Genomic DNA, 22,889 nt, shown 5'->3' on the forward strand with positions numbered 1-22,889 from the left:
GTGGGGGATAGGGGGTGGGCCACCGCAGCAGCCCGCCCGTGCTTCATCTTGGCAAAAATACGCATGCCCGCTGCCGCAGATCAGGCGTTAGCCAATGAATTTTTTGTAGGCCGCCTCGTCCATCATGTCGTCTAGCTGGCTCATATCGCTGGCCTTGATCTTGAAGAACCAGCCATTACCGATGGCATCCTCGTTCACCGTGCTAGGCGCGCCGTTCAGCACGTCGTTGACCTCGGTGATCTCGCCGTCGATGGGGGCCAGAATGTCACTGGCCGCCTTGACGCTTTCGATCACAACGACCTCGTCATCCTTGACGACCTCGGTGCCGACCTCGGGCAGCTCGACAAAGACGATGTCGCCCAATTGCTCGGCCGCGTGTTCGGTAATGCCGACCACGATTACGTCATCCTCGACGCGCAGCCACTCGTGTTCTTCTGTGTATTTCATGCCTGGGATCTCCCTTGGATTATCAGCGTTTGAAGTTTGCGGGTTTAAACGGCAGCGCCACGACGGTGGCGGCCATGCGTTTGCCGCGCACCTCGCCATAAACGGTGGTGCCGGGCCTTGCCAGATCGGCGGGAACGTAGCCCATCGACATCGGCGCCTCAATACTGGGGCCAAATGCGCCAGATGTGACGGCTCCGATCGACTCGCCGCCTGTCTCGTCGGCAAAAAGGGCGGTGCCCTCGCGCATCGGCGCGCGCCCCTCTGGCGACAGGCCGACGCGGCGGCGATCCGCGCCCGATACCAGCTGCGGCAGGATTATATCGGCACCGGGAAAGCCGCCCTTGCGCTTGCCACCTGAGCGGCGCACCTTTTGAATGGCCCAGCCCAGATTTGCCTCGACCGGGGTGGTATCGGCGTCAATGTCGTGACCATAGAGGCACAGACCCGCCTCTAGTCGCAGGCTGTCGCGCGCACCTAGGCCGATAGGCTCCACGGCATCTTGGTCCAACAGCGCGCGGGCAAATGCCTCTGCGCGGCCTTCTTCGACCGAAATCTCATATCCGTCCTCGCCGGTGTAGCCCGAACGCGAGAGCCACAGATCACCCCAGTCCGATGGCAGAATGGCAATATCCATAAAGCGCATTGCAGCCGCGCCGGGCACCAGCGCCTCCAGCACCGTCTCGGCTTCCGGCCCTTGCAGGGCCAGCAGCGCGCGGTCCGTGACGGGCAAAACCTCGCAGCCGGGCATCAGTTCGATCATACGCTGAATATCGGCATCCTTGCAGCCCGCGTTGACGACGACGAACAGCTCCTCGTCGCGGTGGGCCAGCATTAGATCATCCTCGATCCCGCCTGCATCATTGGTAAACATCGCATAGCGCTGGCGCCCTTCATGCAGCCCCTCCACGTCGACGGGCACCAATGCCTCCATCGCGTTGGCCACCTCGGCGTAGCCGCCGGGCGCGCGGACGATGACCTGCCCCATATGACTGACGTCAAAGAGGCCCGCACGGGCACGGCAATGCAGATGCTCCTTCATCACGCCAAGGGGGTATTGCACGGGCATGTCGTAGCCCGCGAACGGGACCATCTTGGCCCCCAGTTCGCGATGCAGCGCGTTCAGCACCGTCATCTTTAGATCGCTCATTCCGGCCTCCTGCCATGGCTGCCGGGTTGATGGAAATCAACGTCGGCATCGCAAAGACGCAATGGCCTGCAATGCAAGCCGCGCCACGATGCCCCCTCTGTCCTTTCGCCTGAGATCGCTATCCCTTCGGCGGCACCAAAACGGGTGCACTCTCCAGAGTTCTGATGATTGAAAAGGTCCTGTCGCCTGAGAGTTTCCGGGGCGGTTGCTCCTTCGGCACTGGCGTCAGCCAGTTCTCCCGATCCAATCATTGTCGACGCTAGTATACCGCCGCGCGGGCGGCAAGGGAAATTGAGAATAGGCGCACACGCACGGGCGCGCGCTACCCGCTTGATTTCGGGCGCAAACTGCGCGACCTCTGTCGGGGACAAAATTGAAAGCCGCCAATGATCGCCCCGTCACATGCCTATTTCTTTGGCTACGGAAGCCTCGTCAATCGCGACACGCATACATTCAAGGACGCGCATCCTGCGCGCTTGAACGGTTGGCGCCGCACATGGCGGCCGACAAATCTGCGCGAGGTCGCGTTTCTGTCAGTCGTCAGGGACGATGGCGCTTGGATTCATGGCCTGATCGCGCCAGTGCCTAATGATGATTGGCACGCGCTGGATATTCGCGAGGGCGCGTATAATCGTCTGCCAGCCGAGCATATGATTGAGCATCCCCTGCCCCACACCCCGCAAATCGCGGTCTATTCGGTGCCAGAGGGCCCGCGCGGAGCGGCCACAAACGGCCACTACCTGCTGCTCAGCTATATCGACGTGGTTATCCAAGGCTACCTGCGCGAATTCGGCGAGGACGGCGCGCAGCATTTCTTTGACACGACAGATGGGTGGGACGCGCCAATACTGGATGACCGGGCAGAGCCGCATTATCCGCGCGCCTGCCGTCTCAGCCGTAGCGAGACTGATGTCGTCGATGCAGCCCTTGCGCGACTGCAGGTCGAAATGCGCCGCGCTTAACCGCGCCGCGCTTAACCGCGCCGCGCTTAACCGCGCGCGCGAATTACTTGTAGCAGCGGCAGCACTTGTGCCATTTCCGGCCCATGCGCCTGCCCCGTTAGCGCCTTGCGCAGCGGCATGAACAGCGCCTTGCCCCTGCGGCCTGTCGCTTCTTTGACCGCCGTGGTCCAGCTGGCCCAACTGCCCTCATCCAGCGGCCCCTCGGGAAGCAGCGTCATGGCCTCGGCGATGAATTCGGCGTCGCCCTCCTCGATCACAGGCTCAGCGCCGTCGCGGAACATAATCCACCATGCGTCCAGATCGGCCAGCGTGGTGATATTGCCGCGGGTGACCGCCCAGAACTGGGTGGCCAGATCATCGGGCACGCCCAGCGCGGCGATGCGCGCCTTCACCTCGGCGTAGTCTAGCCCTTGCAGGTAATGCGCCGTCAGCGGAAACAGGTCCTGCACATCGAATTTCGTCGGGGCCGAGCCAAAGCGCGTGATGTCAAAGCCGCCCAGCAGCGTCTCCATATCGGTGCGCAGCTCGATCGGGTCGGCGGACCCCAGACGCGCCATCAGGCTAAGCAGCGCGGCGGGCTGGATGCCTTGTTCGCGCAGATCGCGCAAGGACAGCGTGCCAAGACGCTTGGACAGCGATTCGCCCTGCGGGCCGGTCAGCAGCGAGTGATGCGCAAAGTTCGGCGCATGCCCGCCCAGCGCCTCTATGATCTGGATCTGGGTTGCGGTGTTGGTCACATGGTCCGAGCCGCGAACGATGTCGGTCACGCCCATTTCGGTGTCATCGACGACCGACGCGAGGGTGTATAGCACCTGCCCGTCGCCGCGGATCAGCACCGGATCGCTGACCGAGGCGGCGTCGATGCTGATATCGCCCAGAATACCATCGGGCCACTCAATCCGCTCCTGCCGCAGCTTGAACCGCCAGACACCTGGCCCGCGTTCGGCGCGCAAGCGGTCCTTTTCGGCATCGTCCAGCGCCAATGCGGCGCGGTCATAAACCGGTGGGCGGCCCATGTTCAGTTGCTTTTTGCGCTTCAAGTCCAGCTCGGTCGGCGACTCGAACGCCTCGTAAAAGCGGTCCATTTCGCGTAGCTTGCCCGCAGCCTCATGATAGCGGTCCAGCCGCTCGGACTGACGCTCGACACGGTCCCAGTGTAGGCCCAGCCACTCCAGATCCTGCTTTAGGCCGTCGACGTACTCCTCCTTGGAGCGGACCGGATCGGTATCGTCGATGCGCAGGATAAAAGTGCCCCCCGCCTTGCGTGCGATGAGCCAGTTCATCAGCGCAGTGCGCAGGTTGCCGACATGGATATAGCCGGTGGGCGATGGGGCGAAACGAGTGATGGTCATGGGACGCAGATCCTTGAGCCTCGGAGGTTGCGCAGGATGTGTCACAGGGCGGGGGCCTTGTCCAGATTAGCCCGCCTCAGTCCATCCGGCGCACCATCAGTTGATTGCCCTCACGGCGCGTCTCTAGGACCTTGATCGCGGCAATGAGATCGCTCAGCTTTTTATGTCCATAACTGCGAGTGTCAAAATCGGGATTGGCGGCGGTGATTTGCTGGCCAAGGCGGCCCAGCGCGTACCATTCGCTATCCTGATCGATGCTATCCATCGCCTTGAACAACAAATCGCGCGCCTCGTTGATGTTCTGGCCGCTGGGGCGCGCCGGGGCGTCCTCGGGGGCGCCGCCAAGGTTTTCCAGATAGATAAACCGCTTGCAGGCCTGACGAAACGCCTCGGGCGTCTTTTTGGCGCCGATGCCGAAAACGTCGAGGCCCTGTTCGCGGATACGGCTGGCCAGACGGGTAAAGTCACTGTCGGAGGACACCAGCACAAAGCCGTCAAAGCGGCCCGAATGCATCAGGTCCATCGCGTCGATCACCAGCGCAATGTCGCTTGCGTTCTTGCCCACCGTATTGGCGGGCTGGTGATGTGGCACGAGGCCAAACTCGGCCTGTACTTTGTTCCATCCGGTCATCTGCTGCGACGAAAAATCACCGTAGCAGCGGCGCACCGATGCCTCGCCAATGCCCGCGATCTCGTCGAAAATAGCCTTGGTCCACTTGGGCGATGTGTTATCGGCGTCGATGAGGACGGCCAGTAGAGGGGTGCTGTCGCGCATGGTGTCGGCTCCTTTTTAATCGTCCCTACATGCCCTATCGGCGCGCATGGGGGAAGCCGTCCTGCGACATTAGGGGACGCAGTGCCTAGCGACAAAATATTTCTTATAGGCGGAAGTTGCGAACCGGATTGAGAGGGGCTAGCCCCCGCAGGCGCACGGCGCTAGTTTGCGCACTATCGGGCAAAATTTACGAGGCGGCTATGACGACAAGACGGGCAATGATCCTGGGCGCAGGCGCGATGGGGCTACTGGCGGGCTGCGGCGGAACGCGTAGCACATTGGGCACCCAGAGCGGCACTGCCGGGCTAGAGGCGGCCATGCTGGCCCTGGGTCCGAATGTCGACCCGGCAGAGGCGGCGCGCGCCGCGCGTCTGGCCTATTCGGTCTCATCCGATCTGGCGCGGGAATACGAGATCACCGATCTGCCACTGGTTCATAACGCCAAAGTCAATCTCGGCGTGAAAAAGCGGGGCCTCTGCTATCACTGGGCGCGCGATGTTCAGACACGCATGGTCCATGCGCGCTTTGCCACGTTGCAGTTCGACCGGCTGGTGGCGAATGCTGAGAATCCATTTTTGCTGGAGCATTCAACCGCTGTGGTTATGGCGCGCGGGGGCAACTGGCGCGATGGTATCGTGCTGGACCCATGGCGCACGGGCGGCACGCTGCACTGGGATCACGTGCTGAGCGATACCAAGTACAAGTGGAAACTGCGCGCCGACGTGCCCATCCGCAAGCGGGGCGCGGGCGTGTCGCTTGCCCGCGCCGAAGGTTAAAGCCTAGCTGCCGATCTTGTCTTGCGTCTGCGTGTCGAAATCAGCGGCGTCATGGCGCTCGTGCAGCTGCATTTCAGGCTCGCCAAAGCTGCGGTTAACCATGCGGCCACGCTGGACAGCCGGGCGCGCGTCGATGGCCTTTGCCCAGCGCTGGACATGCTCGTAGCTGCCGACATCCAGAAACGTGCCCGCATCATCATAGGTGCGGCCCAGCGCCAGTTGGCCATACCAAGGCCATATCGCCATATCGGCAATGGTATAGTTTTCCCCGGCGATAAAGTCGCGCGTCGCAAGTTGGCGATCCAGCACGTCCAGTTGCCGCTTCACCTCCATCGCGAAGCGGCTGATGGGGTATTCGTATTTTTCAGGTGCATAAACGTAGAAGTGCCCAAAGCCGCCGCCCAGATATGGCGCGCTGCCCATCTGCCAGAACAGCCAGTTCAGCGTCTCAGTCCGCGCCGCACCCGAGGCAGGCAGGAACGCGCCGTATTTCTCCGCCAGATGCATCAGGATCGAGCCGCTCTCGAACACGCGCACCGGCGTTTCGCGTGAGCGGTCAAGCAGGGCTGGTATCTTGGAGTTCGGATTGATCTCGACGAACCCGCTGCCGAACTGGTCACCCTCACCAATGTCGATCAGCCATGCGTCGTATTCGGCGTCATGGCCCGCGGCCAGCAGCTCCTCGAACATGATCGTGACCTTAACGCCGTTCGGCGTGGCCAGCGAGTAGAGCTGGAATGGGTGCTTGCCTACGGGCAGCTCCTTGTCATGGGTCGCGCCGGCAATGGGGCGGTTGGTGCTGGCGAACTTGCCGCCGCTCTCTGCGTCCCATGTCCAGACCTTGGGCGGGGTGTAGGTGGTATCGGCCATTTAATGGCTCCTTTGCGGGAAATGCGTTGGGGCAGAACTTATTCTGCGTGGGGCTGGGCGCAAGGGGCGCGGTGCACATCAGCTGTGCAGCTTTGTAAATGCGGGATAAAAAAGGGCGGCCCGACAAGACCGCCCCACCCACTCCCTGACCTATCGAAGCCGGCTAGTAGACTACCACGCTCCGGATGCTCTCGCCTGCGTGCATCATCTCAAAGCCTTTGTTGATGTCCTCCAACTTGAGGATATGCGTGATCATGGGGTCGATCTCGATCTTGCCGTCCATGTACCAGTCGACAATCTTGGGCACATCCGTGCGGCCCCGTGCGCCGCCAAACGCTGTGCCTTTCCACGTACGGCCGGTGACCAGCTGGAAGGGGCGCGTGGCGATTTCGGCGCCAGCAGGGGCGACGCCAATGATGACGCTTTCGCCCCAGCCTTTGTGCGACGCCTCAAGGGCGGTGCGCATAACGCCCACGTTTCCAGTGGCGTCGAAGGTATAATCGCCGCCGCCGCGCGTCAGCTCGACCAGATGGGCGACCAGATCGCCCTTGACGTCATTGGGATTGACGAAATCGGTCATGCCAAAGCGCGTGGCCATTTCCACCTTACCGGGGTCAAGATCGACGCCGACGATCTGGCTGGCCCCCGCCATGCGCAGACCCTGAATGACATTCAGGCCAATCCCGCCAAGGCCAAAAACGATAGCCCGGCTGCCGATCTCGACCTTGGCTGTGTTGATGACCGCACCGATGCCGGTGGTCACGCCGCAGCCGATGTAACAGATTTTATCAAACGGCGCGTCTTTGCGCACCTTGGCCAGCGCGATTTCGGGCAAAACGGTATGGTTCGCGAAGGTCGAGCAGCCCATGTAATGCAGGATCGGCGTGCCATCCAGCATCGAAAACCGGCTGGTCCCATCGGGCATCACGCCCCTGCCTTGCGTCTCGCGGATCGACTGGCAAAGGTTCGTCTTGGGGTTCAGGCAATACTCGCAGGTCCGGCATTCGGGCGTATAAAGCGGGATCACATGATCGCCCACTTCCAGCGACGTCACCCCCTCGCCGATCTCCAGCACGACGCCCGCACCCTCATGGCCCAGAATGGCCGGAAACGCGCCCTCTGGATCAGCGCCTGAGAGAGTGAAATCGTCGGTGTGGCACAGGCCTGTGGCCTTGATTTCCACCAGAACCTCGCCCTTTTTAGGGCCGTCCAGATTGACCTCCATGATCTCCATGGGCTTGCCGGCCTCAAGTGCCACCGCTGCTGTCGTGCGCATGATATTGTTCCTTCAACTTCGTTTCGGGTTTGGGCCGACTTTGCGGGAATTGCCGTGCGGTTTCAACATGGCAAAGATAAAGGGTTGGAATGCCGCGCCCTGCAGCGCAATCTAGCGTCTGAACACCAAGGAGATTTCCATGCCCCGCCTGATGCGCACTGCCTGCCTGATCGTTCCCGCTGCCCTCGCTTTGGCAGCCTGCCAGTCTACTGCGGCCAACAATCCCGCCCCGACCAGCCCGGCCCGTGATTCCTGTGGTGCGTCCGCGTATTCCGACCGAATCGGACAAAAACATGCACAGTTTGATTTCAGCGCGCCAAATCGCCCAGTAAGGGTATTGGGGCCGGATACGCCGATGACCATGGACTACCGGACCGACCGACTGAATATCGATACAGACACAGCGGGCCGGATCACACGTATCTGGTGCGGTTGATGCCTGTCTCATCGCCTTTACCGCGACCCTATCCCGGCGCGGTTAGGGCTTGATCCGGCGCCAAATCGGGGCAAGTCTGGGGTCATGACCTTTCAGTCCACCTCATCCGGTTTCGGCACAGCCGATCAGGTTGCATTCCACCGCACCGAACTGGGCGTGATCCTGTCGCTATACGGCCGCATGGTCGCGGCGGGTGAGTGGCGCGACTATGGCATTTCCAATCTGCGCGAAGTTGCGATATTTTCGGTCTTTAGGCGTACGGCAGAGCACCCACTTTACCGCATAGAAAAGCGACCCAAACTGCGCGGCAAGCAGGGACAATACGCGGTGATCGGCATGGACGGCCAGATCCTGAAACGCGGCGCGGACCTGCGCCAAGTGCTGCGCGTGTTAGAGCGAAAGCTGATTCGCACGGTGCAATAGGTGAAAATCAATGCGCAAGGGGACTGCCGGAATGTGCTGAGCCCCGGTTTTGGGTCAGACATCGCCTCGCAGCGGCTGGATGATCTGGACAAATCGGCCATCGAACATTTGCTTGGGATCCGCGCCCGCGCCGCCGTTTTGGATCTGGGGTGCGGCTTTCCTATTCAATCGCTTCGATTTGCGCTGCTAGGTGCGCGGGTTTATGCGGTCGATAGCCACGATTTTTCCGCTGAGGCCGCTGAGATGGCATCGGCGGCGCGACTGGATACGCTGACCTTTGTGCAGGGCGATATTCAACAGGTCATGGCGGAGTGGCCGAACGGCGGGATCGACATGATCTATAGCCAGCGTGCGCTACACTATCTGGACCCGCCAGATGCGGCAGGATTGGCCACGCGCCTGTTTTCGAACCTTGCTAAAGGGGGCAAAATCTTTGTGTCGGCATCGGGCCTGAATAGCGAGTTGGGCCAAGGGTATATTGGCCGCGACACCCCATGGGGCGCGCGTTATCACCCGCTTAGCGATGAGATGCGGAAAAAACATGATATCGAAGGGCGTGTCTGCCTCTATACTGAGGACGACATGAGCGCGCTTTTCCGCGCTGCGGGATTCGCCACCGAGAAGATTTATTCGTCGCCGTTCGGCAACGTAAAGGCAGTTTTCAGCAAACCGGGGTGACCCCGCAAGGAGCGTTTCGATGCCTATTGAGACCTATTTTCTCTACCTTGCTGCCGTCGCCGTTTTCTTTGCAACGCCGCCTGATACCAGCCAACTGCTCATCATATCGAACGCGATCCGCCACGGCTTGCGTCGCAGCATTTGGACTATCTTCGGTGACCTGTCGGCAAACGCGATCCAGATGACTGCCGCTGCCTTCGGCCTTGCCGCGATCATCGCCACCTCGGCCACTGCCTTTGCGTGGATCAAATGGCTGGGGGTCGCCTATCTCGCGTGGATCGGCCTGCAACTGATCCTGTCCAAGGGTGGCGCGGAGGGCGCAACGGCCGCGCAGAACGGTGCCTCGCGCCTTTACAGGCAGGGGTTTTTCACCTCGCTGGCGAACCCCTTTGCCGTAGTCTTCTTTGGCGCTCTTTTCCCGCAATTTCTAAATCCCGCCGCGCCGGTCCTGCCGCAGTTGGCTATCCTTGGCGGCACGTATCTGGTCGTCGACGGCGCGATCCTGATGCTGTGGGGGTGGCTCGGCACGCGGGCGGCGGGCGCGCTGCGCGGCTCCCGCTTTGCGCTGGTGAACAAGCTGTGCGGCACCTTGATGTTGGCCGGGGCCGCGATGCTGGCGTTCAAGGATATGCGGCCAGCGCGGTGATCTGACGCGGCCCTACTGCCGCCAGTCAAAAAATCCCGGCCCAGCCTCTTTTAGCATGTCCGCAGCCATTGCGCGGCCCAGTTCGGCACCATCGGCGATGGGCGCACTGCGCGCATCCTTGATGCTCTGCGATCCGTCAGGGCGCAGCACCTCGCCGCGCAAACGCAGAGTGCTACCGTCCAGCACTGCCAGCCCCGCGATCGGCGTCTCGCACGACCCATCAAGGGCGGCTAGAAACGCGCGCTCGGCGGCCAATTGCTGGCCCGTCATCTCATGATGGATCGCGCTTAGCATTTCGGCGGCCCGCGTGTCATTCGCGCGCCGCTCAATTCCGATTGCGCCCTGCGCGATGGCGGGCAGCATATCGGACGGGTCCAGCGCGCTACGCGCCGCTTCGCTCCGCCCCAGCCTGTTCAGCCCGGCCATAGCGAGGAAGGTGCAACTAGCCACGCCGTCATCCAGCTTTTTCAGCCGTGTTTGCACATTACCGCGAAATTCGACCACCTGCAGGTGCGGGTATGCGACCAGCACCTGCGCCCGGCGGCGCAAGGAAGATGTGCCGACCTTGGCCCCCTCGGGTAAATCAGCCAGCGCTGCGTAGACTGGCGACACGAACCCATCACGCACGTCCTCGCGCGGCAGATAGGTGTCCAGCAGCAGGCCACCCGGTTGCAGGGTTGGCATATCCTTCATCGAATGAATCGCGATGTCGATATCGCCCGACAGCAGCGCATCCTCAATCTCGCGGGTAAACAGCCCTTTGCCGCCGATATCCTTGAGCGGGCGGTCAATGATACGATCGCCCGTCGTCTTGATCGCCACGATCTCGAACGCCTCGAACGGCAGGTCGAACGCCTTTGCCAGGCGCGCGCGCGTCTCATTCGCCTGCGCAAGCGCCAGCGGAGAGCCGCGCGTGCCCAGTTTCAACGGGGCCATTGGGGTGGGTAATTGCAATGTCATGGAGGCGGTTTAATTGTGCGAGGGGCGCAGGGCAAGGGATGCCGCGCTTGACTTCTACCGCGCCGGACGACTTGACATCGCGCGCCTGCGGCGCGACCACCGCCGCAAACCGAGAGGACGCATCATGGCCAACCCGACATCAGACAAAACGATCCTGCGCGCATTGGCGGGCGAGGAGCAGGCAACCCCGCCGATCTGGATGATGCGCCAGGCCGGCCGCTACCTGCCTGAATATAAGGCCACGCGCGCCAAGGCCGGCGATTTCCTGTCGCTGTGCTATAACCCGGAATTGGCGACCGAAGTGACGCTGCAACCGATCCGGCGCTTTGGCTTTGACGGTGCAATTCTCTTTGCTGATATCTTGCTGGTGCCTCAGGCGCTGGGGGCTGATCTGTGGTTCGTCACCGGCGAGGGGCCGCGCCTGTCGACCATCACCGGCGAGGCTGAGTTGGCGCAATTGCGCAGCGTAGATGACATTCACGAGACGCTGTCACCGATCTATCAAACCGTGCGCAACCTGCGGCAGGAATTGCCAAAAGAGACGACGCTGATCGGATTTGCCGGTGCGCCGTGGACCGTTGCGACCTACATGATCGCGGGCAAAGGCACGCCGGATCAAGGACCAGCGCACGCACTGAAGGGGACACATCCAGCCGTCTTTGACGCGCTGATCGAGCGCATAACAGAGGCGACTATAGAATATCTCAGCGCCCAGATCGACGCGGGCGCAGAGGTGGTTAAGCTATTCGACAGCTGGGCCGGATCATTGAAAGGGCCGGACTTTCAACGCTACGCGCTGGAGCCGACGCGGCAGATTATCGCAGCGCTGAAATTGCGCCACCCGGAGACGCCCATCATCGCGTTCCCGCGTCAGGCGGGGGACAATTACATCGGGTTTCACGAGGCGACGGGCGCAGACTGCGTCGCAGTCGACGATTCGGTTACGGCCGATTGGGTGGCCAAGCATGTCCAGCCCGGCGGCTGCGTTCAGGGCAATCTGGCCTCGCGCCATATGGTGACGGGCGGCGAGGAGCTTGTGTCCGAGACGCAGCACATCGTCCGCACGTTGCGCGGTGGCCCGCATATCTTCAACCTCGGCCACGGCATCACGCCAGACGCAGATCCCGCCAACGTTCAGTTGATGATCGATACCGTGCGAGGCGCCTAGATCACTTTCGCTTGCGTAGCCGTGCGGGCGTTTTTGAATGAAATGTGGGCGGCCTTTTGCGAACCCATGCGATGAACTTGGCCAGCCGGGGATGCGCGCGCAGCGCCTCTGGCGTGTGATAGTCGCGCGCCAGTTCTGCCTCTGTCAGCGCCGCGTGAATCTCGTTGTGGCAGATCTGATGCAACAGAACAACGGGCCCGCCTTTGCCGCCCTTTAGCTTGGGCACCAGGTGATGCAGGCTCTGCTTTGCGCCCGCGGGAATGGGCCGCTCGCAGATCGGGCAGATGGGGGGCGGGCCTTCTATTGCTTGATCCTCCGGCGACTTACGCCCAAGAGGATGGCACGGCATCCCGCATAGGCAAGAGGCCACTCATGGAAAATTCCCCTACCGCACTCGTGATCGGCGCCGGCCCTGCCGGGTTAATGGCAGCCGAGGCGTTGGCCGCCGCAGGCAATGCAGTTACCATCGCCGAGGCTAAACCGTCGCCTGCGCGCAAGTTTTTAATGGCGGGCAAGTCCGGGCTGAACCTGACCAAGGCTGAAAATATCGACGTTTTTCTCGCCGCCTATGGCGCAGATGCCGAATGGCTGCACCCAGTCTTGCGTGGCTTTGGCCCCGATGAGGTCCAAGCGTGGGCGCAGGGTCTGGGCCAGCCGCTGTTCACCGGATCGACTGGCCGCGTTTTTCCGCAGGCGATGAAGGCGTCACCGCTGATGCGCGCATGGCTGGCGCGGCTGGACGGGATGGGCGTACGGATCGAACGGCGCTGGCGCTGGCAGGGCTGGGAAGGGGACAGCGTCTTGATCGGCACGCCCGAAGGCGTGCGGCATCTGGCACCCCGTGCCACCGTGCTGGCCTGTGGCGGCGCCAGTTGGGCGCGGCTGGGATCAGACGGTGCGTGGGCCGCGCCGCTCTTGGATCAGGTCACACCGTTTCAGCCCGCAAACATGGGCTTTGCGATTAACTGGTCGCCGCATATGCAGCGGCACCTCGGCGCGCCGGTCAAGGGGATCGCGCTGAACGCTGGCACCCAGACCTCGCGAGGAGAGATCGTGCTGAGCCGCGACGGGATCGAGGGCGGTGGCATATATGAGGTCTCACGCGCCATGCGCGGCGGCGCGCGTCTGACGCTGGATTTGATGCCAGATTTGAGCGTGGAGGAGTTGCGCAAGCGTCTGAGCCGTCCGCGCGGCAAGGAAAGTATGGCAAATCATCTGCGCAAGGCGCTGAAATGGACGCCGGAAAAGCAGGCGCTGCTGATGGAATTCGCACGTCCCCTTCCCGGCGATGTGGCCCCACTGATCAAAGTGCTGCCAATCACGCATCAAGGCCCCCTGCCGATCGATCAGGCCATCTCGACCGCGGGCGGCCTCAGGCTAGATGCGTTGGACGATGCGCTGATGCTGAAATCGCGGCCGGGCACGTTTGCGGCAGGTGAAATGCTGGACTGGGAGGCGCCAACCGGCGGCTATCTGATCAGTGCGTGCCTTGCCACCGGATTGCATGCGGGTCGCAGCGCGGCCGCGTGGCTGGCGCGCTAGACCACCTCGCCTGCATCCATTCGGTCAAGGAAACTGTTGGCCGTCTCTAGCACCTCGGCGCGCCGGGCTTCATCCATCTTGTCCCATGTGCGATAGATCATGCCCATCCGGTGATTGCCCTCAAATCGCTCGCGATGACGATCTAGAAAATGCCAGTAGAGCGTGTTGAAAGGGCAAGAATTCTCGCCTGTCTTGTCCTTGACCGAATAAGCGCAATCGCCGCAGTAGTCAGACATGTTGTTGATATAATTACCGGAACTGACATACGGCTTTGATGCGATGATACCGCCATCGGCCCATTGGCTCATCCCGATCACATTTGGCGCCTCGACCCATTCGTAGGCGTCGATATAGACCGCCAGATACCATTCATGCACCTCGTGCGGCGCGATCCCAGCCAGCAATGCAAAATTTCCCGTCACCATTAGGCGCTGGATGTGGTGGGCATACGCCTCATCCTTCGTCTGGCCAATGCTGTGCGCCATGCAATTCATCTGCGTCTCGCCGCCCCAATACATCCACGGCAGAGCACGGTCGTGCCTCAGCGCATTTCGCCCGGTATAGTCCGGCCCCTCGCGAAAATAGATGCCGCGCATGTATTCACGCCAACCGATGATCTGTCGAATGAATCCTTCGGCAGCGTTGATAGGTACATGGCCCTCACGCCACGCCGCCTCGATGCGCTGGCACACTTCCAGAGGGTTAAGAAGGCCCAGATTGATATATGGCGACAGCAGCGAGTGGTGCAAAAACCGATCATCGCGCAGCATTGCGTCCTGATAATCGCCGAACCCCTCCAAAAGGTAGCGCACAAAATGATCCAGTGCCCGTAGGGCCTGACCGCGCGTGACGGCAAAATGAAACGGGCGAAGCACGCCGAAATTATCCGAAAAGCGCGCCTCGACCAGGGCAAGCACTTCCTCGGTGACATCATCTGGAGTGAACTGCATCGGTGCGCTGCGCAGCATATCGGCCTTGGCGGGTTTTCGATTATCGTGATCAAAATTCCACTTGCCGCCCGCTGGGTCATCGCCGTCCATCATCAGGCCAGTCTTGCGCCGCATCAGGCGATAGAAATACTCCATTCGCAGCTCTTTGCGCCCCTCCGCCCAGCCCTCAAACTCAGCCATCGAGGCGATAAAGCGGTCGTCTGGCAGCTGCTGCACCTTTAGCGGAATATCCTCCAACGCCTTAATCAGACGCCAATCGCCGGGCCGTGTGACGATGACATCACTCGCGCCATGCGCGTCCGCCCGGCGCAGCAATTCACCCGGAATCGTGCCAGAACTGTCTGGATCGTCCAGACGGGAATATGCCACCGTCCAGCCATCGGCCTCTAGGCTAGCCGCAAAATGCCGCATCGCGGATAGCACCAGCGCGATCTTCTTTGGATGGTGCGGGACATAGCCTGTCTCGGCTTGGACCTCGGCCATCACGACGATGTCATGCGCTTTGTCTGCCTTGGCCAGCGCGCTCAGATCCTCGCTGAGCTGATCGCCGAGGATGAGCACCAGACGCGGCATCACCACGGGACCTGTTCGCCCTGCCAGTCATACAACTTGCCGCTATCGTCCGGGCCTAGTCCCTCAAGCACAGACAGCAGGTTATGCGCCGCTTCATCCGGCTTTACCGTTTTGTGGCGGCCAGCATATTTGGCGGTGAAATCGGTCGCGACCGTGCCGGGATGCAAAGCCACGCACACTGCCTCGCGGTGAGTGCGCTTAAGCTCAATCGCGGCGCTGTGAATCATCTGATTGAGCGCCGCCTTGGCAGTGCGGTAGGAATACCAACCGCCGATTTTGTTATCACCGATAGACCCGACACGCGCCGACAGCGCCGCAAAACACGACGGCCCCTTGCGCGGCAACAGCGGCAACGCGTGTTTCATTACTAGCGACGGGCCGATGCAATTGACGGCAAACTGGTCTGACATCGACTGCGCGGTGACTTCTTTCAGCGCCTTCTCCGGCTCGGCGCCGCCGACTACCAGCGCGCCAGTCGCGACGAAAATCAAGTGATACTCGCCTGTTATTCTACCGAGTACCTCCGCGACGCTGGCCTCATCGGTGACGTCCAGCCGATCCGCGCTGCGCGACAGGGTCGTCACTTCGCTGCCGTTATCCTTTAGCTTTGCCGTGATCGCGCTGCCGATGCCGCCAGACGCGCCGATGATGAGGGATCTATGTGTCATAACGGGAATGGTAGAGGCCCGGCGCGCCGCTTCAACGGCATCTAATGAAAAAACCGTCTTTTCATCGCAGCCCTCTTTGCGTAACGTGGCCTTTATGAAAACGGCGCAGCATATCACACCAGTCGCACACGGCCCTCGCCGTGCGCTGCGTGCTGCCCTCCTGCTGCTAGCCCGCCTCTGAGCGTGCCTGTCCGGCGCGAACGCTCAGAGGATGTGCCATCGCGCGCCGGATAATCACACACCGGACCAGCCTCAGGACCAACCTTCATGCACAAGATCAACCTCGCCGAGAAACTGGCGCAATTCGATACCCATTGGGACCCCAAGGTCGTGGCCAGCTACAATGGCAACGACGTCATGGTCGTGAAATTTCAGAGGGAATTCCCCTTTCACAGCCATGTCGACAGTGACGACTTCTTTCTCGTCATAGCGGGCGAGGTCACTATGGAATATCAGGACGCGCCCGCCGTCACCTTCGGCCCCGGCGAGTTGCTGATCGTGCCGGCCGGTGTCACGCACCGCCCGCGTGCGGACCATGAGGCGAAGGTTCTGCTGATTGAGCCGAAAGGCGAGCCCAACTCCGGAAACAGCGGCGCCCCAGCGGCGGCCAAAGACCATATTTGAACGGAAAATCACATGACTGATAGCAGCAAAGACCGCGTCTATATTTTTGACACCACCCTGCGCGACGGCGAGCAATCGCCCGGCGCCACAATGACCCACGCCGAAAAGCTGGAGCTTGCTCAACTGCTGGACGAGATGGGCGTCGACATCATCGAGGCGGGGTTTCCCATCGCTTCCGAGGGCGACTTTCGCGCCGTTACCGAGATCGCCAAACGTTCGCAAAATGCCGTCATCTGCGGCCTTGCCCGCGCCAACCTGCGCGACATTGACCGATGCTGGGAGGCGGTGAAACATGCGCGCCAGCCGCGCATCCACACCTTTATCGGCACGTCGCCTCTGCACCGCGCGATCCCAAACCTCGACAAGGACCAGATGGCCGAGCGTATCCACGAGACGGTCACGCATGCCCGCAACCTGTGCGATAACGTGCAATGGTCGCCAATGGATGCGACCCGGACCGAGTGGGATTATCTGGCCCGCACCGTCGAAATCGCGATCAAGGCAGGCGCGACCACCGTCAATATCCCCGACACGGTCGGCTATACTGCCCCGGCCGAATCCGCCGATCTGATCCGCCGCCTCATTAATGAGGTGCCCGGCGCGGATGAGATCATATTTGCGACGCACTGCCACAACGATCTGGGCATGGCGACGGCCAACTCTCTCGCTGCCGTGGATGGTGGCGCGCGCCAGATCGAGTGCACGATCAACGGCTTGGGCGAGCGTGCGGGAAATACCGCACTGGAAGAGGTCGTGATGGCGATGAAGGTGCGCGGCGATATCATGCCCTACACCACCCGCGTCGACACCACCAAGCTGATGAATATCTCGCGCCGCGTCGCGACTGTCAGCGGATTTGCCGTGCAGTTCAACAAAGCGATCGTGGGCAAAAACGCGTTTGCGCATGAAAGCGGCATCCATCAGGACGGCATGCTAAAGAACGCCGAGACGTTCGAGATCATGCGCCCCGAGGATGTGGGCCTGACTGAGACGAACATCGTCATGGGCAAACATTCGGGCCGCGCGGCCTTGCGCTCAAAGCTCAAGGATTTGGGCTACGAGTTGGCCGACAACCAACTGAACGACGTGTTCGTGCGGTTCAAGGAGTTGGCCGACCGCAAGAAAGAGGTATATGACGAAGACCTTATCGCGCTGGCCACCACCGACGCCGCCGAGGAGGAAGGCCGCCTTGTCATTACATCGCTGCGCGTTGTCTGCGGCACCGAGGGGCCGCAATCGGCTGCCTTGACCATGGAGATTGACGGCGTCTCCCACAGCACCGAGGCGACGGGCGATGGCCCGGTCGATGCTTGCTTTAACGCGGTCAAGAACCTCTTTCCGCATGACGCACGCCTGCAGCTTTATCAGGTCCACGCCGTGACAGAGGGCACCGATGCGCAGGCCACTGTCAGCGTCCGGATGGAGGAAGGCGGGCGGATCGTAACCGGTCAATCGGCCGATACCGATACCGTAGTGGCATCGGCCAAGGCGTATGTTCACGCCCTCAGCCGACTGATCGTGCGCCGCGAAAGGGCGGGTAAGGATACGCCTGAAGTCAGCTACAAAGACGTCGGCTGACAGCAGTGCGCCTGCGCGGGGGCAATCCGGCGCAGGCGCACGCGTTAGCTAACAATCATATACATCTTGCGCAGCTTTTCGGTGATCTCCCACACGACATGCTGGCCCTTGGCGATATAGAATGTATCGCCCGGCCCAAAGGTCTCCTTGCTGCCGTCCTTTTGCGTCAGAGTGACCGCACCCGAAACCACGGTCATCATCTCGTGCACCGGCCACGATTCCACCACCTCGCGGCATGGGGCACATTCCCATGTCCCGACCGAGATGCTCTCGTCCGCCGTCTCAAAATGTGTGTGGTTGCCCTCGGATTTATCTTGCGTGGTGAATGCCTCTGCGCCTGTCAGGGCCGACGGCTCCATCGCCGGGCTGGGTGCGATGCGAAAACTATGCTGCTTCATTGGTTGTCATCCTTGATGTTCGATATTGCCGCGTCGCCTGCCCATTCCCATGGCCGGGTGAATTCGCCCAGCACTGCCGCGACGCGGGCATCGTCCTTGCCGCCTGACAGCAGGGCGACGAGGCCGCGCTTCTTGTCGTCGATCACCTCTGTGACCCGGGCCTCGCAGCCCTCTTTCTTTAGCGCCGCATCATAAACGCGGGCGATGGCCAGCTTGCGCAAGGCGGGCTTAAATACCTTTCCGACTGCCGTTTTTGGCAGCTCGTCTAGTATCTCGATATATTTCGGCACGGCGGCGCGTTCGCGCACGCGCTGCTTGCAATGCTCGAGCAGCGTCTCGGGCGTGGCCTCGCCGCCCGCGACCAGCTCCACATAGGCGCATGGCAACTCGCCCGCGTGGGCATCAGGCTGGCCTATAGCACCCGCGCCAGCAACGGCGGGATGCGCCATCAGCGCCTCCTCTATATCGGCGGGGTCAATGTTATGTCCGCCGCGAATGATAAGGTCCTTCGCGCGGCCTGTGATCCACAGATATCCGTCTTCGTCGATCCGCCCCAGATCGCCGGTGCGCAAGTGATCGCCATTATACAGATCGCGGTTTCGAGCGGCGCTCGTATAAGTATTGCCGGGCCACACGCCAGGGTTCGAGATACAAATCTCGCCCACCTCGTCAGGTCCGCAAGGCACTGGGCCATCATCTGTGCTACGCATGATCCGCACATCGGTATATGGCAGCGGTATTCCGACCGACCCGACCTTTTTTGTACCCTCTGGCGGATTGACCGCGACGAGGCACGTCACTTCGGTCAGGCCATAGCCTTCGATCACGCTCATCCCTGTCGCGCTTTCGAACCGCTTGAACAGCTCCAGCGGCATCGGCGCGCTACCGGAGAACGCGTTTTTTACACGGCTGATATCGGCGTCCACCTTGCACTGCATCAGGGCGGCGACGGCGGTAGGCACGGTGATAACAAACGTCACACCCCAGCGCTCGCACAGCTTCCAGAAATTGGCGACAACTCCCTCGCCGCGATAGCCCGCGGGCGTCGGCAGAATCACTTGCGCGCCCGATTTCAGCGCCGACATCAGCACCACATGGCAGGCAAACACGTGGAACAATGGCAATGGGCACATGATTACGTCCATCGCATCAAACAGCAAACGGTCGCCGAGCCAGCCGTTATAAATCATGCCCGAATAACGGTGCTGCGCTATTTTTGGCATTCCCGTGGTGCCACCGGTGTGAAAATAGGCGCCAACGCGGTCACGGCCCCCGTCGTCAAAACTGAGCGTATCCGGCTGAAGCGCAACCTCGCGCGCAAAACTCAGCACGTCAGCGCGGTGCATGCCGGTATCCTTGGGCCTCAGGAACGGGACGATCCAGCTTTTCGGCGGGCGCAGATAGTGGTTTAGATCAACCTCCAGCACTGTGCCCACGCGCGGCGCATGGCGCACGGCCTCGGCTGTCTTGGCGGCGATGTCGGTCTTGGGAAACGCCTTGAGCGTCACGACGACGCGCGCTTTCGTCTCGCGTAGAAGGGCTGCAATCTGCTCCGGCTCTAGCAATGGATTTATCGGCGCAACGATACCTGCGATCATCGCGCCGAGTGTCGCCGTCGCCGTCTCTAGGGTGTTCGGTAGGACCAGTGCCACTGCGTCGCCCTCTTGTATTCCCAGACTGCGAAAAAGGTTCGCGGCGCGGCACACCTCTGCATGAAATTCGGACCAGTTCAGCGTCTGAGCCGGATCCCGCGCACCAGCGGTCAACTGATAGCTGATCGCAGGGCGCGCGGGATGCGCGCGAGCTGTGTCGCGTAGCATCTGGTACACCGTTTCGGGCCGTTGGCGGGCGTCCCATGGCATTTCGTTCTGAATGTCCAGCGCGTCCTGCCGTACCGCAAATGTCATCACGCTGTCCCCCCTTTTGCGCCCGGCGCACCGTCAGCGCCCTGTGGCGCAGGATGGGCGTGATTTGCCGCCGGCGCAAGCCGAACGCATGGCGGATTACACGTCGACAAATGGACTTGACTCTTTTAGTCGGATTATAGATGTAATGCTGATAGATTTTGTCAGATTAAACAGGAATGACTCGCATGATACGTAAAACTGCTGCACGTCTGGTCGCTGCTACTGCACTCGCGGCCATCGGCACAGCGGCCATGGCCGCCGAGGTTAACGTCTACTCCTCTCGCCATTACGATAGCGACGATGCCCTTTACGCCGAATTTACAAAGGAAACCGGCATCAAGGTGAACCGCATTGAGGGCAAGGCGGATGAGCTGATCGCGCGGCTGGAGGCAGAAGGCGACAACAGCCCCGCGGACGTGCTGATCACCGTGGACGCCGGCCGGATGGCCCGCGCCGAAGAGGCAGGCGTGCTGCAGGCCTATCCTTCGGCCGTAATCGACAAAGCTGTGCCCGCGCATCTGCGCCACCCTGACGATCTGTGGTTCGGCGTCAGCCAACGTGCGCGCATCATTTTCTACGCCAAGGACCGCGTCGAAAACCCGCCCCGCACTTATGAGGAATTGGCAGATCCTAAATTCAAGGGCCAGATCTGCATACGCTCTTCCTCCAACGTCTATAATCAATCGTTGTTGGCCTCGATTATCGAGGCGGACGGCGCGGTCGAGGCCAAGGAATGGGCCGCAGGCGTGGTCGCTAACATGGCACGCGCGCCCCAAGGCGGCGATACTGACCAACTGCTGGGCATCGTGTCGGGTGAGTGCGATATCGCGGTCGCCAACCACTATTACTTCTTGCGCGGGTTCGATTCAGACGTAGAGGGCCTGACCGCGGGCATCGACAATATTGGCTGGGTCTGGCCCAATCAAAGCGGGCGCGGCGCGCACCTCAATCTGACCGCCGCCGCGATGGCCAAATCGGCCCCTCACCCCGAAGAAGCAAAGACGCTGTTGGAATTCCTGACCGGCGACTTCGCGCAGCATCACTTTGCCAACCAGAATAACGAGTATCCTGCCGTGCCGGGTGTCGGCCTCGATGTCGATACCGCGCGTTTGGGCTTCTTTATTCCCGACACGCAGACGCCAACCTCGGCCTTTTCGGCAAATGCCAAAGAAGCGCAGGCGATCTTTAACGAGGTGGACTGGCAGTAAGTCGGTCTAAAGCTGAACAAAGCAGAGCAGGCCTTAGGGCCTGTTTTTTTGTGCCTCAGATCTTTAGAACCGCCCCAGGATTCATAATCCCGCGCGGGTCCAACGCCGCTTTGATAGCGCGCATCGCCGCCAGCTTGGTAGGATCGCCATACCGCTCCAGATCGTCCACCTTGAACCGGCCAATGCCATGCTCTGCACTGACCGATCCGCCCATCGCATCCACCAGATCGTGCACAGCCCTTTTGATTGCGTCACGCTGATCCTCGTGATCCTCGCGGCGGCGGCCCGGCACCGGGAACACGTTATAGTGCAGATTTCCGTCACCCAAATGCCCAAAGCAATTGATGCGGAAATCGCCCAAGGCGGCGATTGCCTGTCCGGCCTGCTCGATAAATTCGGCCACCGCGCCCAACGGTAGCGACACGTCATGCGAACTGACGGCACCGATATGGCGGTTTGCTTCGGGCACCGATTCGCGAACGCTCCAGAACTCGGCGCGCTGGCCTTCCGACTGCGCGATCAGCCCATCCGTGACCAGCCCGGCCTCCGCCGCGTCGCCAAAGAGCGCCTCCAGCGCCTCGGCCGGGTCCAGCCCCCGCGCGAGGCCGACGTCGACCAGCACAAACCATTCGGGAAAATCCGTAAAGGGCTGGCGCACCTGCGGCATCGTCTCTGCCAGGAAACTAAGGCATTGGCGGTGCATCAACTCGAACGCGCTGACGCCCTCGCCCATGTGATCGCGGGCCATAGCCAGCAGCTTGAGCGCGGCGGCAGGGCCATCCACCACCATCAGCGCAGTGCCCTCGCCCGCCGGGCGCGGCGCCAGTTTCAGCGACGCGGCGGTGATCAGCGCCAGCGTCCCCTCTGAACCAATCAGCAAGTTGCGCAGATCGTATCCGGTGTTGTCCTTACGCAGCCGCTTCAGCCCATGCCAAATGCTGCCATCGGGCATAACCGCCTCCAGCCCCAGACATAGGTCGCGCGCGTTGCCATAGCGCAGCACGTTAACGCCGCCCGCATTGGTCGCCAACAGCCCGCCAATGCGCGCACTGCCTTTGGCCGCGATACTCAGCGGAAAAAGGCGGTCCACCGCCTCTGCGGCGTCATGCACATCCGACAGGATCGCGCCAGCCTCGACGATCATCACATTCTCGTCGGGATAGATTTCGCGCACACGCGTCATCCGCTCAAGGCTGATGACCAGCGGCGCGAGGCCGCCACTTGCGACCTGCCCGCCGACCAGCCCGGTGCCGCCGCCATAGGGAATGACCGGCACACCGGCATCGGCGGCCAGCCGAATCGCTGCTGCTGCCTCCTCAACCGTGGCGGGCGCAATGACGGCGCAGGCGTGGCCTTGCCAACGTCCGCGCGGCTCCTCCAGATAGTGGGGCGCAATGTCGCGCAGGGCGGGTGCAGGCAGCGCGGATTTCAGGCGCTCAAGAAAGTCAGAATTGGATGCTTTTTGGGTCATAAGCCGAGCCTAGCGCCGTTGGCCGCCCGCGCATATGGGCAAATCAAGGCGTTG

The 22,889-nt window shown here is 61.5% G+C and carries 24 protein-coding genes and 1 riboswitch; of the genes, 11 read left to right on the forward strand and 13 right to left on the reverse strand.

Translation table 11 applies throughout. The annotated features are described in order from the left end of the window. Positions 1 to 87: 87 nt before the first annotated feature. A complete protein-coding gene (gene gcvH, locus MK6180000_RS13320) occupies positions 88 to 447 on the reverse strand; it encodes a glycine cleavage system protein GcvH (protein ID WP_138935170.1) in 360 nt (119 codons plus the stop codon). Positions 448 to 469: 22 nt separating this feature from the next. Then, positions 470 to 1,594, reverse strand: coding sequence for a glycine cleavage system aminomethyltransferase GcvT (gene gcvT, locus MK6180000_RS13325; RefSeq protein WP_138935171.1), 1,125 nt, complete (start codon positions 1,592 to 1,594; stop codon positions 470 to 472). A 164-nt stretch (positions 1,595 to 1,758) separates the two neighbouring features. Then, positions 1,759 to 1,845, reverse strand: a riboswitch (glycine riboswitch). A gap of 135 nt (positions 1,846 to 1,980) precedes the next feature. On the opposite strand from gcvT, the gene MK6180000_RS13330 reads away from it, so the two are divergent. Further along, entirely contained in the window at positions 1,981 to 2,556 is a 576-nt protein-coding gene (locus MK6180000_RS13330; protein ID WP_138935172.1) for a gamma-glutamylcyclotransferase family protein, read from the forward strand. Between the two features lie 26 nt (positions 2,557 to 2,582). Here MK6180000_RS13330 and gltX read toward each other — a convergent pair whose 3' ends face one another. Next, positions 2,583 to 3,908, reverse strand: coding sequence for a glutamate--tRNA ligase (gltX, locus tag MK6180000_RS13335; protein WP_138935173.1), 1,326 nt, complete (start codon positions 3,906 to 3,908; stop codon positions 2,583 to 2,585). A gap of 76 nt (positions 3,909 to 3,984) precedes the next feature. Beyond that, positions 3,985 to 4,683: an NYN domain-containing protein gene (locus MK6180000_RS13340; RefSeq protein WP_138935174.1), complete on the reverse strand. Its 699-nt coding sequence runs from the start codon at positions 4,681 to 4,683 to the stop codon at positions 3,985 to 3,987. A 218-nt stretch (positions 4,684 to 4,901) separates the two neighbouring features. Here MK6180000_RS13340 and MK6180000_RS13345 point away from each other — a divergent pair, with 218 nt between their 5' ends. Beyond that, positions 4,902 to 5,459, forward strand: a complete 558-nt coding sequence (locus MK6180000_RS13345) for a hypothetical protein (RefSeq protein ID WP_138935175.1) — start codon at positions 4,902 to 4,904, stop codon at positions 5,457 to 5,459. Between the two features lie 3 nt (positions 5,460 to 5,462). Here MK6180000_RS13345 and yghU read toward each other — a convergent pair whose 3' ends face one another. Both yghU and MK6180000_RS13355 read right to left on the reverse strand, forming a co-directional pair. Next, the gene (gene yghU / locus MK6180000_RS13350) at positions 5,463 to 6,329 is read right to left on the reverse strand and encodes a glutathione-dependent disulfide-bond oxidoreductase (RefSeq protein ID WP_138935176.1); all 867 of its coding nucleotides are present in this window, start codon (positions 6,327 to 6,329) and stop codon (positions 5,463 to 5,465) included. Between the two features lie 163 nt (positions 6,330 to 6,492). Beyond that, the gene (locus MK6180000_RS13355; RefSeq protein ID WP_138935177.1) at positions 6,493 to 7,605 is read right to left on the reverse strand and encodes an S-(hydroxymethyl)glutathione dehydrogenase/class III alcohol dehydrogenase; all 1,113 of its coding nucleotides are present in this window, start codon (positions 7,603 to 7,605) and stop codon (positions 6,493 to 6,495) included. Positions 7,606 to 7,744: 139 nt separating this feature from the next. On the opposite strand from MK6180000_RS13355, the gene MK6180000_RS13360 reads away from it, so the two are divergent. The 4 genes from MK6180000_RS13360 (at position 7,745) to MK6180000_RS13375 (ending at position 9,788) form a co-directional block, all read left to right on the forward strand. Next, a complete protein-coding gene (locus MK6180000_RS13360) occupies positions 7,745 to 8,041 on the forward strand; it encodes an I78 family peptidase inhibitor (RefSeq protein WP_246040523.1) in 297 nt (98 codons plus the stop codon). 84 nt (positions 8,042 to 8,125) lie between these two features. Next, positions 8,126 to 8,464, forward strand: coding sequence for a DUF2794 domain-containing protein (locus tag MK6180000_RS13365; protein WP_138935178.1), 339 nt, complete (start codon positions 8,126 to 8,128; stop codon positions 8,462 to 8,464). Continuing rightward, a complete protein-coding gene (locus MK6180000_RS13370; protein WP_138935179.1) occupies positions 8,465 to 9,142 on the forward strand; it encodes a class I SAM-dependent methyltransferase in 678 nt (225 codons plus the stop codon). It begins immediately after the preceding gene. 19 nt (positions 9,143 to 9,161) lie between these two features. Next, positions 9,162 to 9,788: a LysE family translocator gene (locus MK6180000_RS13375; RefSeq protein WP_138935180.1), complete on the forward strand. Its 627-nt coding sequence runs from the start codon at positions 9,162 to 9,164 to the stop codon at positions 9,786 to 9,788. Between the two features lie 12 nt (positions 9,789 to 9,800). On the opposite strand, the gene hemC is transcribed toward MK6180000_RS13375, so the two are convergent. Continuing rightward, positions 9,801 to 10,748 (reverse strand): hydroxymethylbilane synthase, encoded by a 948-nt coding sequence (gene hemC / locus MK6180000_RS13380; protein WP_138935181.1) that lies wholly within the window; start codon positions 10,746 to 10,748, stop codon positions 9,801 to 9,803. A gap of 124 nt (positions 10,749 to 10,872) precedes the next feature. Here hemC and hemE point away from each other — a divergent pair, with 124 nt between their 5' ends. Further along, a complete protein-coding gene (gene hemE, locus MK6180000_RS13385; protein WP_138935182.1) occupies positions 10,873 to 11,916 on the forward strand; it encodes a uroporphyrinogen decarboxylase in 1,044 nt (347 codons plus the stop codon). Between the two features lies 1 nt (position 11,917). On the opposite strand, the gene MK6180000_RS13390 is transcribed toward hemE, so the two are convergent. Further along, on the reverse strand, positions 11,918 to 12,265 hold the full coding sequence (locus tag MK6180000_RS13390) for an HNH endonuclease (RefSeq protein WP_138935183.1): 348 nt from the start codon (positions 12,263 to 12,265) through the stop codon (positions 11,918 to 11,920). 23 nt (positions 12,266 to 12,288) lie between these two features. Between MK6180000_RS13390 and MK6180000_RS13395 the strand changes: the two genes are divergently transcribed. Continuing rightward, a complete protein-coding gene (locus MK6180000_RS13395) occupies positions 12,289 to 13,458 on the forward strand; it encodes a TIGR03862 family flavoprotein (RefSeq protein ID WP_138935184.1) in 1,170 nt (389 codons plus the stop codon). On the opposite strand, the gene MK6180000_RS13400 is transcribed toward MK6180000_RS13395, so the two are convergent. Continuing rightward, positions 13,455 to 14,981: a cryptochrome/photolyase family protein gene (locus tag MK6180000_RS13400; protein WP_215811714.1), complete on the reverse strand. Its 1,527-nt coding sequence runs from the start codon at positions 14,979 to 14,981 to the stop codon at positions 13,455 to 13,457. The two genes, MK6180000_RS13395 and MK6180000_RS13400, sit on opposite strands and share 4 nt — an antisense overlap. After that, positions 14,981 to 15,649, reverse strand: coding sequence for an SDR family oxidoreductase (locus MK6180000_RS13405; protein ID WP_138935185.1), 669 nt, complete (start codon positions 15,647 to 15,649; stop codon positions 14,981 to 14,983). Before MK6180000_RS13405 ends, MK6180000_RS13400 begins: the two co-directional genes overlap by 1 nt. A gap of 267 nt (positions 15,650 to 15,916) precedes the next feature. On the opposite strand from MK6180000_RS13405, the gene MK6180000_RS13410 reads away from it, so the two are divergent. Further along, complete coding sequence (locus MK6180000_RS13410; protein WP_138935186.1) at positions 15,917 to 16,273, forward strand: cupin domain-containing protein; 357 nt, start codon at positions 15,917 to 15,919, stop codon at positions 16,271 to 16,273. A gap of 12 nt (positions 16,274 to 16,285) precedes the next feature. Then, the gene (locus tag MK6180000_RS13415; protein ID WP_138935187.1) at positions 16,286 to 17,851 is read left to right on the forward strand and encodes a 2-isopropylmalate synthase; all 1,566 of its coding nucleotides are present in this window, start codon (positions 16,286 to 16,288) and stop codon (positions 17,849 to 17,851) included. Positions 17,852 to 17,895: 44 nt separating this feature from the next. Here MK6180000_RS13415 and MK6180000_RS13420 read toward each other — a convergent pair whose 3' ends face one another. After that, on the reverse strand, positions 17,896 to 18,249 hold the full coding sequence (locus MK6180000_RS13420; RefSeq protein WP_138935188.1) for a cupin domain-containing protein: 354 nt from the start codon (positions 18,247 to 18,249) through the stop codon (positions 17,896 to 17,898). Further along, on the reverse strand, positions 18,246 to 20,156 hold the full coding sequence (locus tag MK6180000_RS13425; RefSeq protein ID WP_138935189.1) for an acyl-CoA synthetase: 1,911 nt from the start codon (positions 20,154 to 20,156) through the stop codon (positions 18,246 to 18,248). The genes MK6180000_RS13420 and MK6180000_RS13425 overlap by 4 nt, the downstream gene beginning before the upstream one ends. A 185-nt stretch (positions 20,157 to 20,341) precedes the next feature. On the opposite strand from MK6180000_RS13425, the gene MK6180000_RS13430 reads away from it, so the two are divergent. Further along, entirely contained in the window at positions 20,342 to 21,364 is a 1,023-nt protein-coding gene (locus tag MK6180000_RS13430; RefSeq protein ID WP_138935190.1) for an extracellular solute-binding protein, read from the forward strand. A gap of 55 nt (positions 21,365 to 21,419) precedes the next feature. Here the strand turns inward: MK6180000_RS13430 and MK6180000_RS13435 are convergent, their stop codons facing one another. Further along, positions 21,420 to 22,835 (reverse strand): FAD-binding oxidoreductase, encoded by a 1,416-nt coding sequence (locus tag MK6180000_RS13435; protein ID WP_138935191.1) that lies wholly within the window; start codon positions 22,833 to 22,835, stop codon positions 21,420 to 21,422. Between the last annotated feature and the right edge of the window lie 54 nt (positions 22,836 to 22,889).

It is taken from the genome of Roseovarius arcticus (assembly GCF_006125015.1).
Classification (GTDB): domain Bacteria; phylum Pseudomonadota; class Alphaproteobacteria; order Rhodobacterales; family Rhodobacteraceae; genus Roseovarius; species Roseovarius arcticus.

What these genes read in the sequence shown, in the direction of transcription:
- hemE (WP_138935182.1), top strand. Translation starts at nt 10,873, where the DNA reads ATGGCCAACCCGACATCAGACAAAACGATCCTGCGCGCATTGGCGGGC.
- MK6180000_RS13405 (WP_138935185.1), bottom strand. Translation starts at nt 15,649, where the DNA reads ATGACACATAGATCCCTCATCATCGGCGCGTCTGGCGGCATCGGCAGC.
- MK6180000_RS13430 (WP_138935190.1), top strand. Translation starts at nt 20,342, where the DNA reads ATGATACGTAAAACTGCTGCACGTCTGGTCGCTGCTACTGCACTCGCG.
- hemC (WP_138935181.1), bottom strand. Translation starts at nt 10,748, where the DNA reads ATGACATTGCAATTACCCACCCCAATGGCCCCGTTGAAACTGGGCACG.
- MK6180000_RS13390 (WP_138935183.1), bottom strand. Translation starts at nt 12,265, where the DNA reads ATGCCGTGCCATCCTCTTGGGCGTAAGTCGCCGGAGGATCAAGCAATA.
- MK6180000_RS13410 (WP_138935186.1), top strand. Translation starts at nt 15,917, where the DNA reads ATGCACAAGATCAACCTCGCCGAGAAACTGGCGCAATTCGATACCCAT.
- yghU (WP_138935176.1), bottom strand. Translation starts at nt 6,329, where the DNA reads ATGGCCGATACCACCTACACCCCGCCCAAGGTCTGGACATGGGACGCA.
- MK6180000_RS13375 (WP_138935180.1), top strand. Translation starts at nt 9,162, where the DNA reads ATGCCTATTGAGACCTATTTTCTCTACCTTGCTGCCGTCGCCGTTTTC.
- MK6180000_RS13360 (WP_246040523.1), top strand. Translation starts at nt 7,745, where the DNA reads ATGCCCCGCCTGATGCGCACTGCCTGCCTGATCGTTCCCGCTGCCCTC.
- MK6180000_RS13365 (WP_138935178.1), top strand. Translation starts at nt 8,126, where the DNA reads ATGACCTTTCAGTCCACCTCATCCGGTTTCGGCACAGCCGATCAGGTT.
- gltX (WP_138935173.1), bottom strand. Translation starts at nt 3,908, where the DNA reads ATGACCATCACTCGTTTCGCCCCATCGCCCACCGGCTATATCCATGTC.
- MK6180000_RS13425 (WP_138935189.1), bottom strand. Translation starts at nt 20,156, where the DNA reads ATGACATTTGCGGTACGGCAGGACGCGCTGGACATTCAGAACGAAATG.
- MK6180000_RS13355 (WP_138935177.1), bottom strand. Translation starts at nt 7,605, where the DNA reads ATGCGCACGACAGCAGCGGTGGCACTTGAGGCCGGCAAGCCCATGGAG.
- MK6180000_RS13415 (WP_138935187.1), top strand. Translation starts at nt 16,286, where the DNA reads ATGACTGATAGCAGCAAAGACCGCGTCTATATTTTTGACACCACCCTG.
- gcvH (WP_138935170.1), bottom strand. Translation starts at nt 447, where the DNA reads ATGAAATACACAGAAGAACACGAGTGGCTGCGCGTCGAGGATGACGTA.
- MK6180000_RS13395 (WP_138935184.1), top strand. Translation starts at nt 12,289, where the DNA reads ATGGAAAATTCCCCTACCGCACTCGTGATCGGCGCCGGCCCTGCCGGG.
- MK6180000_RS13345 (WP_138935175.1), top strand. Translation starts at nt 4,902, where the DNA reads ATGATCCTGGGCGCAGGCGCGATGGGGCTACTGGCGGGCTGCGGCGGA.
- MK6180000_RS13340 (WP_138935174.1), bottom strand. Translation starts at nt 4,683, where the DNA reads ATGCGCGACAGCACCCCTCTACTGGCCGTCCTCATCGACGCCGATAAC.
- gcvT (WP_138935171.1), bottom strand. Translation starts at nt 1,594, where the DNA reads ATGAGCGATCTAAAGATGACGGTGCTGAACGCGCTGCATCGCGAACTG.
- MK6180000_RS13435 (WP_138935191.1), bottom strand. Translation starts at nt 22,835, where the DNA reads ATGACCCAAAAAGCATCCAATTCTGACTTTCTTGAGCGCCTGAAATCC.
- MK6180000_RS13330 (WP_138935172.1), top strand. Translation starts at nt 1,981, where the DNA reads ATGATCGCCCCGTCACATGCCTATTTCTTTGGCTACGGAAGCCTCGTC.
- MK6180000_RS13420 (WP_138935188.1), bottom strand. Translation starts at nt 18,249, where the DNA reads ATGAAGCAGCATAGTTTTCGCATCGCACCCAGCCCGGCGATGGAGCCG.
- MK6180000_RS13400 (WP_215811714.1), bottom strand. Translation starts at nt 14,981, where the DNA reads ATGCCGCGTCTGGTGCTCATCCTCGGCGATCAGCTCAGCGAGGATCTG.